This window comes from Synechococcus sp. H60.1 (genome assembly GCF_047462335.1).
Lineage (GTDB): Bacteria > Cyanobacteriota > Cyanobacteriia > Thermostichales > Thermostichaceae > Thermostichus.
Map to the genome: position 1 here is coordinate 1 of NZ_JANSJA010000263.1, position 565 is coordinate 565.

The window sequence follows — 565 nt, forward strand, 5'->3', positions numbered from 1 at the left end:
CTAGCTCGGTGCCAGGCTCTTCTCTCCACCCCAACCCCCCAACTTTTGGGGGGTTAATTTTCATATGGAGGGAAAGAGACTTACGGGAAGTTTCTCCATTGAGCTCGTCGCAAGAGTTCTGTACGTTCCAGACGGTTGAAGATGCGTGTGATCAGCTCTGGATCGGCGATGGGTTTACCAACGAAGTCATCTCCTACCGCTTGAAAAACTTGTTCGACCGTCTGAGGGTCTATGTGGGCAGTTAGGAAGAGTATTGGGATCCAGCTCCAATCTCGATCATTGCGTACAACTTGGCAAGGTTCGATATTTCAATATGCTTTTCCCCCTTGTATCTCTGATGATAATGATAAGCTCCTCGACCGCGTAAACTCCGAGCTACTCCCCGTTCCATTTCCTCCTATACCTCTGCCTGGTCGAGGACAATCAAATCCTCCGCTGGAATATCCCTGACTTCTTGACCATAAGCTAGTCGTTCTCTTTGCACCTCCTCTTCTTGGACTCTCCCACTGCGGTAAGTCTTTTTTTGGAGTCATTCCTTGCTTTTTCAAGAAATTGTGTATCGTGA

At 48.1% G+C, this 565-nt stretch carries 1 pseudogene; it reads right to left on the reverse strand.

Annotated elements, in window-relative coordinates:
• Positions 1 to 292: 292 nt before the first annotated feature.
• Positions 293 to 565 (reverse strand): annotated as a pseudogene (locus NW852_RS12330) (IS630 family transposase); the annotation flags it as partial.